This window comes from Micromonospora sp. 4G55, assembly GCF_016803375.1.
This window is the reverse complement of record NZ_JAEVHN010000227.1, coordinates 1-8,864: the sequence shown is the minus strand read 5'-3', so window position 1 is coordinate 8,864 and position 8,864 is coordinate 1. Positions and strand designations below refer to the sequence as shown.

Annotated in this window: 6 protein-coding genes and 2 pseudogenes; 7 read left to right on the top strand and 1 reads right to left on the bottom strand. The window is 66.1% G+C overall.

The features are described from left to right. Nucleotides 1–411: 411 nt before the first annotated feature. Nucleotides 412–1,032 (bottom strand): DedA family protein, encoded by a 621-nt coding sequence (locus JNW89_RS18970; protein WP_238449920.1) that lies wholly within the window; start codon nucleotides 1,030–1,032, stop codon nucleotides 412–414. 132 nt (nucleotides 1,033–1,164) lie between these two features. Between JNW89_RS18970 and JNW89_RS36805 the strand changes: the two genes are divergently transcribed. From JNW89_RS36805 to JNW89_RS18935, 7 genes and pseudogenes are all read left to right on the top strand, one after another. Beyond that, the gene (locus JNW89_RS36805) at nucleotides 1,165–2,421 is read left to right on the top strand and encodes a sensor histidine kinase (protein ID WP_238449919.1); all 1,257 of its coding nucleotides are present in this window, start codon (nucleotides 1,165–1,167) and stop codon (nucleotides 2,419–2,421) included. Beyond that, nucleotides 2,418–3,092 (top strand): response regulator transcription factor, encoded by a 675-nt coding sequence (locus JNW89_RS18960; protein WP_238449918.1) that lies wholly within the window; start codon nucleotides 2,418–2,420, stop codon nucleotides 3,090–3,092. Before JNW89_RS36805 ends, JNW89_RS18960 begins: the two co-directional genes overlap by 4 nt. Nucleotides 3,093–3,570: 478 nt before the next feature. Beyond that, a pseudogene (locus JNW89_RS18955) lies at nucleotides 3,571–3,941 on the top strand (transposase); the annotation flags it as partial. Nucleotides 3,942–5,036: 1,095 nt separating this feature from the next. Beyond that, nucleotides 5,037–5,459 carry a transposase gene (locus JNW89_RS38870; RefSeq protein WP_375155116.1) on the top strand — a complete coding sequence of 141 codons (423 nt, stop codon included), beginning with the start codon at nucleotides 5,037–5,039 and terminating at the stop codon, nucleotides 5,457–5,459. Then, a pseudogene (locus tag JNW89_RS18945) lies at nucleotides 5,383–6,161 on the top strand (IS5 family transposase); the annotation flags it as partial. The gene JNW89_RS38870 and the pseudogene JNW89_RS18945, both read left to right, overlap by 77 nt. A gap of 205 nt (nucleotides 6,162–6,366) precedes the next feature. Then, nucleotides 6,367–7,452 carry an IS110 family transposase gene (locus JNW89_RS18940; RefSeq protein ID WP_238449921.1) on the top strand — a complete coding sequence of 362 codons (1,086 nt, stop codon included), beginning with the start codon at nucleotides 6,367–6,369 and terminating at the stop codon, nucleotides 7,450–7,452. A gap of 22 nt (nucleotides 7,453–7,474) precedes the next feature. Further along, a complete protein-coding gene (locus tag JNW89_RS18935; RefSeq protein ID WP_238448100.1) occupies nucleotides 7,475–8,014 on the top strand; it encodes a hypothetical protein in 540 nt (179 codons plus the stop codon). The last annotated feature ends 850 nt before the right edge of the window (nucleotides 8,015–8,864 follow it).

Genomic DNA, 8,864 nt, shown 5'->3' with positions numbered 1-8,864 from the left:
TTCCGGCATCGCCAACCTCCACAACATCATCCTCGCCGGCTGACCACTGACCCGGGCCACGGGCAACGCCTCCACCCAGTTACGAGACGTCCCTTAGGCGATGGCTGATTACCTGCGCACCGAGCTGGTCCTTGACGCGGTCGACATGGCCATCCAGCATCGGTCAGCTGCAACGACGTCATTCATCACTCGGATCGCGGGACGCAGGGCGGATTCAGCTGGTCGCCGCAACACCTTCGGGGGTCTGTCAAACGAACGGCATCTCTCTGCGTCACGGCGTCGGGAGCAGGGAGGTATCCAACTTGTCGGATTGGTGGTGGAGATCAGGGTCTGCAAACGATCATCGCGCATTCCTTGGGGCTGGGCCTCGAAAGGGCGTCGGGGTCAACATTTCGCTGCGCATCTCCTTGATCAGACGCGCGGGAGCAGCAGAGCCTTCGGTCGGACAGTGCGGCGGGTGGCCAGCCGGCGAATCAGCTGGATGATGCCCCCGAATGCGAGCGACAGACCGAGGCCGACGGCGAGGCCGAGCAGGGGGTTCTCGACGAACGCTTCGCCGCCCAGGAAGCCCAGCCCTGCGGTGTATGCGGCCCAGGCCAGCGCCGCGATCGCCGAGGCCGGGCTGAACCGGGACAGCGGTACCCGGGCCGTGCCGCAGGCTGCGTTCACCGTCACGCGACCGCCCGGCAGGAATCGGGAGGTCACGATCAGTAGGCCGGCACGGCGGTCGAGTTGCCGGCCCGCCGCGGCGACGGCTTGGCTGACGGTGTTGGAACGCCTCATCAGCCGGGAGCCAAAGACGCTGCGGCTGAGGCCGTACGCGAGATGGTCGCCGATGAAGACGCCCAGGGCCGTGGCCACGACGACCAGCAACAGACTCGGCGCGTCGGCGTGGGCAAAGACGCCGGCGGCCAGAACCGCCGCCTCGGACGGGATCATCGGAAGCACGGCGTCCAAGCTGCTCAGGCCCGCCAGCAGCGGGTAGAGCAGCGGCGACGTCATCAGCGGGTCGACCAGAGTCGTCAGATCCATGCGTTGGAGCGTGGGCGCGGGGTACCGGCCAGCGCGTCGATCTCCGGTGCCGTTGCGGGTCACCGCCGGGTACGGGGTCGTATAACTCTCGAGTTGGATGCCGGGCATGGCTGATCTAGGTAGGGTCGCCGCGTGACGGCGCGCTTGGGATCGGACCAGGAGTATGGCCCGCCGGTGCCCGCGGATGTGAACCACAGGCAGCGCCGGCTGGCACTCTCGTGGCTGCTGTGGTGGCTAATCGCGGGCCTGCTCGCGCTTGTGCTACTTCCTCTCAACGTGGCGCTGGCCGCCGCGGAGTTCGACGTGCCGCCGCTGGTCGCATTCGTGGCGGGCATCGGGCAGAGCACCGCGCTGATCCTGATCCTGATCCGGCCGAGGGCGGCGACGGAACTACAGTTCCTGGCCACCGCCGTGTTCGCGGTGGCCATCCCGCCCGACTCGCAGTCGACCTGGCCGCTGACGGTGCCAGGCATGTTCACCCTGGTCGCGCACGTCGGCCTGGTCGCCGCCCGTAACACCCGGCGGGCGGCGCTGACGACCTGGTGGGCGAGCGCGCTGCTGCTCACCCTGGTGGTGCTGCTCGATCCGCGTGGCCGGTCCTTCACGGACGGACTAACGATCATGATCATCTACCCGGCATTCTCTGCGATCGTGCTCGGTCTCGTGTTGATGACCCGCCGCTGGAGCGAGATCCGCCGGGACCTCGCTGACGCGCGGCACGATGTCGAAGTCGAGCAGAGTCAGCGGGCGGTCGCTGAGGAGCGCACCCGGATCGCGCGCGAACTGCACGACGTCGTCGCGCACAGCATGTCCGTGATCCACATGCAGGCTACCTCGGCGTCATATCGGATTAAGACCCTGGACCCAGAGGCGAAGGCCGAGTTCGCGCGGATCGCCGCCGGCGCGCGGTCGGCGATGCGCGAGATGCGGCACGTGCTGGCCGTGCTGCGGGACGAGAGCGCGGAGGCCGAGCTGGCACCGGTGCCCGACCTGGGCCGGCTGGCGGAACTGGTCGAGTCAGCGGGGCGCGCTGGTGTGCCGGTCGAGTTGCGCAGGACCGACGCCGTACGGGCGGCGGTGCTTCCGGACAGTGTCGCCCTGACCGCCTACCGGATCATCCAGGAATCGCTGAGCAATGTCATCCGGCACGCACCCGGCGCCCGTACGACGATATGCCTTGATCTTGAAGGTTCTGATCTTGCTCTGTCCGTCGTGAACGACGTGGCGGCGCAGGCGGCCGAGCCCATGGAGGCGCCCGGCCGGGTCAGTCACGGACTGTCGGGAATGCGCGAGCGGGTCCGGCTGGTTGGAGGAGCATTGGAGATCGGTGTGCGCGACGAGGGCGGCTACCGGGTCGCGGCACGGCTGCCGATCGGAGGTCACGAGTGATTCGCACGCTGATCGTGGACGACCAATCGATGATCCGGGTTGGCATTCGCGCGATCCTGGATTCGCAGGACGACATCACAGTCGTCGCAGAGGCGGAAAACGGCCGGCTCGGTATAGAACGGTGCCGCAGCCTTCGCCCTGATGTCGTACTGATGGACGTCCGGATGCCGGTGCTGGACGGACTGGCCGCGACGAGGGCCCTGCTCGGGCCGGAACGCACCGGGGGGCACACGCCGCGGGTGCTGATGCTGACGACGTTCGACCTGGACGACTACATCTACGATGCCCTGCGGGCCGGCGCGAGCGGCTTCCTGTTGAAGGACAACGAGCCCGAGGACCTGCTGCGGGCCGTGCGCGTAGTGGCCGGCGGCGAGGCGTTGCTGGCGCCGAGCGTCACCCGCCGGCTCATCGAGAACTTTGTCGAGGCGAGGCCGCGGCGAGCGGCCGGCGCCACGGCGCTCAACGGCCTTACCGACCGTGAGCGGGAGGTGCTGCGCCTGATGGCGCTCGGCCTGTCGAACGCCGAGATCGCCGCGTCGCTGTTCATCGCTGAGCAGACCACCAAGACGCATGTGAGCCGGATCCTGCAGAAGCTGGGCCTGCGCGACCGCGTCCAAGCGGTGGTCTTCGGCTACGAGACCGGCCTCGTTACGCCCGGCGGCCAGGCATGATTCGGCGGCCGGCCGCACTGCAGGATCGCGTACGGCAGCACGAACGCCCACCTGCGGCCGACGAACGCGTACGCAGCGATGTCGACATGACCAGCAGCCCGAAGGCACTGGCCAGCACGACCCACTGGATCTTTCGGCGGCGGGGGTCGAACCAGCTGGTGATGTGTGCGGTTGTGATCCTCAACCAGATCAGCGGCAGCGACAGCACCGGTAGGAAGGCCATCGCCCGCCACCTGACGACAAGATCTTGGCTGACGATGTCCCGCGCGACTCGGCTGACCACCCGGCCAGGGCGAACACCAACACCAGGTCGACGAACAGTTCCAGAAAGTTGGCCTGCCGCACGTCCTCGCGCCGCTGCAACAGGTCCTGAGCCTGTCCGCCGCCTTCCCGATGCCCCCACCCAGTGGGTCTGCCCCCCTGGTTCGGTTGACTCCTGACCTGTGAGGATGTGTTCCTCGCTGGAAGGATGTCTGTCATGCCGAAAGCGTTCCCGCCGGAGTTCCGTCGTGACGTGGTCGCGGTCGCCAGCAAGGGCGAGGCGCCGATCGCGAAGGACTTCGGGATCTCCGAGTCGTGTCTGCACCGGTGGCTCAAGCTCGCCGACATCGAGGAGGGGGGCCGCCCTGGGACCACCAGCAGCGAGTCGGCGGAGCTGCGGGAGCTGCGCAGGCGCAACAAGCTCCTGGAGCAGGAGAACGAGATCCTGCGTCGGGCGGCGGCGTTCTTCGCCAAGGAGATCGCCCCAAAATGATGTACCCGCTGGTCGGTGACCTGACCGCGGACGGGATCCCCGTCGCGGTGACCTGCCGGGCGCACCGGCCTGTGCTGGGACAACGCCGCCGCGGGATCGTTCATCGCCACCTTGAAACCGCGATATACCACTGGCAGCGGCTGTACTCAGCCCTCGACTACCGTGCCTGGCCGACGCACTCACGCCCACCAGACCGCATCGCAGCCCGACCAGCAAACCCACGAAGACCGTCCAAGATCCTTTGACAACGCCCACGACGTCTTCGAGGGATCCCGCCGGCCGCGCCTTCCCGGTCGTGGTCTAATGACGCCTTCGATCACTTTTCGGTGCCGCAGGTCGGCACCAAGTCGGGTTGAGTATTGGTTACTCATGACAAGACCTAATCCGTGAGCCAATGATGTACCCGCCAGAGAGTCGCGCACCGATGGTTTAAGTCCGCCGGCAGCCGGTCCACCAGTAACTCGCGGGACGATGTCACTTTGGACGTCGCGCCGTCCAGCTAAGTTAGGAGCTTCGAGATAGTGCTTAAGAGAAGCTTAATGACCATCACCACCCTCTTCGTTGCAGCTGCGGGGACGCTTTTCGCTTCAGCAACGCCGGCGAGCGCAGACATTGCCGGTTACTCGTGCAATGGCTCTGCAATTAAGATTGCTGGATACGGGAACGCCTTTTGGCCTTACCCGGCTGACGTACACGTAGCAAAACTGGGCACTTGGTCCGGATATCCGCTGAGTAAGTTCGAGTGGATTGGAACGGGCGCTCCGTTCTACATGAGCGGAAATCTCGAGCCATACACGTTTAAGTACCTGCCGGACAATAAATTGTACACCGTGAGTGAGTCTCGGGTTTGGATTCCCCCGTCCACAAGCTCAAATCTGTATGTTGCATGCCCAAAGGGGTTTGGAGTCTGGGCAATGTGACATCCAGCCTTCGCAGGCGGGTCCAGCTTCGGTCGTGCATCGTACGACCGAAGCTGTACCCCGTTTACTCCTAATCCCGCCATTCGTGGTAAGCCAGCAGCAAGCAGGTGTGAACTCCTGACCGCTTCAACCGATTCGCACCCTGGGCCTGGGTAGGTCGGCCACGAACGGAGCCTCCAATCTGCTGACGATGACGTGACTTCCGAGTATCGGTGTAAGCGGTCTGGCCTGACACGCTGAGCATTGACTGCTTGGCGGGAAGGGCAGGTAATGACCGAGACCATCGACTCCCAGTCGGTGAAGGGTGCTGACACCGTCGGGCGGGACACCCACGGCTACGACGCTGGGAAGAAGGTTAACGGCCGCAAGCGGTTCATCGACACCGACACCCTCGGCCTACTGGTCGTTGTCGCGGTGATGGCCGCGAGCTGGCAAGACCGTGATGGCGCCAGATCGACACTGCTGGCGACGTATATGGCCACTCCGATCCGGCACGTGTTTCGCCGACCAGGGCTTCGCCGGCAAGCTAATCGACTGGGCTTCCACGGCCCTGCGCACCACCATCGAGATCGTGCTGAGTTCCCCCCGCTTTATGGAGCGGTGGTTGTCGCGGAGAAGACCGTGCAAGTGGACCAGACGACAGATCATCGACGGCATACGGTGGCGGGTACGCACCGGTGCGCCATGGCGTGACGTGCCCGCGAACTACGCCCCGTGGCAAACGCTGTATCGATGGTTCCGCCGCTGGCAGCGTGACGGCACCTGGGCCCGCGTCCTGGCCGGGCTGCAAGCCGCGGCCGATGCGGCCGGGCGGATCGACTGGACCGTCAGCGTCGACTCCACGATCAGCCGCGCCCATCAACACGCGGCCGGCGCCCGTCGTGACGGCGACCGGCAGAAAGAACCACCGGGCGGGATCCATACCGAGCCTGCCGATCACGCGCTGGGCCGTTCGCGGGGCGGGTGGACCACCAAGACTCACCTTGCATGTGAACAGGGCCGCAAGGTCCTGGCAACCGTGATCACGGCCGGGCACCGCGGTGACAGCCCGCAATTCACCACGGTCCTCGACCGCATCCGGGTCACCCGCTGCGGGCCCGGTCGGCCCCGGACTCGCCCGCAGCAGTCCTGGCGGACCGGGCCTACACATCCAAGGTCAACCGCGCCTACCTGCGACGACGTGGAATCAAGGCCTGCATCCCGAGCAAGAGCGACCAAGACGCCCACCGCCTCGCGAAAGGCTCCCGCGGCGGCCGGCCACCCGCCTTCAGCCCTGAGACCTACCGCCAGCGCCACGCCGTGGAGTGCGGCATCAACCAGCTCAAGCAACACCGCGCCATGGCCACCCGCTACGACTGTGAGGATGATCAGGTGCCGCCCGGGGGTCGGGTCTGACCCGCGCTACGACGGGCCTTCGGTGCCTTGAGTTTGATCTGTCGACTCGGCCTCCGGGCGGTGTTTGCTGCCACCGGACCGGCGGGACGTGTCCCGATAGGGGCTTTGCCGCTAACAAGGCGCCATCACAGTCCTGACCGCCCCTGCCGGCCCGGCGACGGCCATCCGTTCCCGAGTCGTCAGGAGCCGAACAGCCGTGACCAGCATGTCTCACCCGCCGACGACCAGCCAAGACGACACCTCACCCGAAGCGATTCTCGGTGTCGACACGCACAAGGACGTCCACGTCGCCGCAGTCGTCAGCATCCACGGCGTCCTACTCGGCAGCCACAGTTTCCCGACCACGGCAGAGGGCTACCGCACGATGCTGGACTGGGCTGCCGCACTCGGCCGAGTGCGGCAAGCCGGGGTGGAGGGCACCCATTCCTACGGCGCCGCGCTGACTCGCCACCTGCTGAGCGCCGGAATCGGCGTCATCGAGGTCAATCAGCCGGACAAGGCCCACCGTCGCCGCCGCGGCAAGACCGACGCCATCGACGCCGAAGCAGCAGCTCGAGCCGTCCTGTCCGGCCGAGCCACCGCCGTCGCCAAGACCAGCGACGGTCACGTCGAGCGCGTTCGCCTGTTCAAACTGGCCAAAGCCTCGGCCATCAAGGCGCGGACACAGGCGATCAACCAGCTCAAAGCCATCCTCGTCGGTGCCGACCCAACCCTGCGCGATTCCCTGACCGGGCTCAGCAACCCCAAGCTCGTCCGCCGCTGCGCCGAGCTCGACCCCGGCCAGCCCGACACCCCGATGTCAGCCGCCGCATACACCTTGCGTCTGCTCGCGCACTGGATCATCGAACTCACCCGCGAGGCCGATGACCTGAACCAGCGGATCACCGATGCCATCAACGCCCACACACCCGATTTGCTGCAACGTCACGGTGTCGGTCCCGACACCGCTGCGGCGCTGCTCCTGGCCGCCGGCGACAACCCGCAACGACTCACCAGCGAAGCGTCGTTCGCCGCGCTATGCGGAGCCAGCCCGATCGAGATGTCCTCCGGCAAGACCCAACGGCGCCGCCTCAACCGAGGCGGCGACCGCCAAGCGAACTCCGCCCTCTACATCATCGTCATCGCCCGACTTCGCTGGGACGTTCGCACCCGCGCCTACATCGACCGGCGCGTCTCCGAGGGCAAAACCCGACGCGAAGCGATCCGCTGCCTCAAACGCTACGTCGCCAGGGAACTCTACGAACTCATCGTCCAGACAACGAGCCACACCAGCCAACGCTCAACCGCTTGACATCCATAGGGGCATCTGTGACGTGCTGTTCAGCTGCGTCGACCGGCCCTGGCCACGCGCCGTACTCAATCTCGCCGCCTACGCCCACCTCATTCCAGTCATCGACGGCGGCATCCTCATCCGCAGCGACGGCCATAGAATGCGCGGGGCCGAATGGCGCGCACACATGGCAGCGCCCGGCCGCGCCTGCCTGGAATGCCTCGGACAATACGATCCGGCCGATGTCTCCCTCGAACGCACCGGCCAACTCGACAACCCGTCCTACATTGCCGGCCTCCACCGCGACCATCCGCTACGCCGCAACGAAAACGTTTTCGCCTTCTCCATGGCCGCCGCCGCCAACGAGACACTCCAACTGCTTACCGCAGTCATCGCTCCCAACGGCATCGGTGACGTCGGCGCCCACCTGCATCACTTCGCTACCGGCACGCTCGACCGCAATGAAGCAGACTGTAACCCGGGATGCCCCTACACCGGGGCACTCCTCGGCAGCGCTGACAGTCACGGATTCGTCGTCACCGGCCGGCACTCGATCGCCGAGGCATCCCGGCTCGCTCGCTGACGGGCGGGGCGAGGGCTCTCAAAGCGGATAGCACCTCGCATCGACGACCTGCTGTGGAGCAACGTCTAATCGCACGCCGACGTGGCCTGTCAGCCTGATAGGCGACGGAGAGTTAGCACCAAACGATGACGCGTTGCGCGCGTGCAGCACGTCGAACGCCCTGCGGTCACCCTCACCGATGAGGCGCAACAACTGGTCATCGTCCACGTCCATCGACCAAAGTTAGGACGCATCACTCCGCGAAACGGTTCTCTACCACCGCACCACGCGCATGGCGGACACCGATGATGGCCTCCGATCACTAGACACACCCGAACCACCCGGAGTGTGATCTGAGCAGGGCTGACGTTCCTTCTGCCGATCTTCGGCAAGCGAGCACAGCAACGCGCAGGTGCGACCGGAAAACAAAGGAACCAAAAGGGGAAACCGCAGGTAATGAGCCTGCGGATGCAGATAGAGCACCGTCTTAGGAAACCGATGCTCTATCCCCTGAGCTACGAGGGCGCGATGGCCCAGCTTACCTGCCAGCGGATAGCCACGAGTGCCCAGGAGTGCTCACCCGTGCGCACCGCTGGCAGCCGCCGTTGCTCCGACCGGCGGAGCACACACCGAGCATGCGATCATCGCCTGGCAACGCCTGGTACCCACCGCTGCCCGACAATGACCAGAGCTACCCGGGCCTACCCATGACTCACCGAGCACGTTCCGAGCGCTACCACCAGTTCCGCTCGTTCAGGCGGCGGGGGCGCGACAGGTTGCCGGCCGGTGCGGCCCACGTCAACTTGCGAGTGAGGCCCCGGCCCGGTCAACCGGGCTGGTCATACCGTCTAGACGGGCCGCACGCGCCGCC

Excerpts from the sequence above, each read along its gene's own strand:
- JNW89_RS18940 (WP_238449921.1), top strand. The coding sequence starts at position 6,367 with ATGTCTCACCCGCCGACGACCAGCCAAGACGACACCTCACCCGAAGCG.
- JNW89_RS38870 (WP_375155116.1), top strand. The coding sequence starts at position 5,037 with ATGACCGAGACCATCGACTCCCAGTCGGTGAAGGGTGCTGACACCGTC.
- JNW89_RS18970 (WP_238449920.1), bottom strand. The coding sequence starts at position 1,032 with ATGGATCTGACGACTCTGGTCGACCCGCTGATGACGTCGCCGCTGCTC.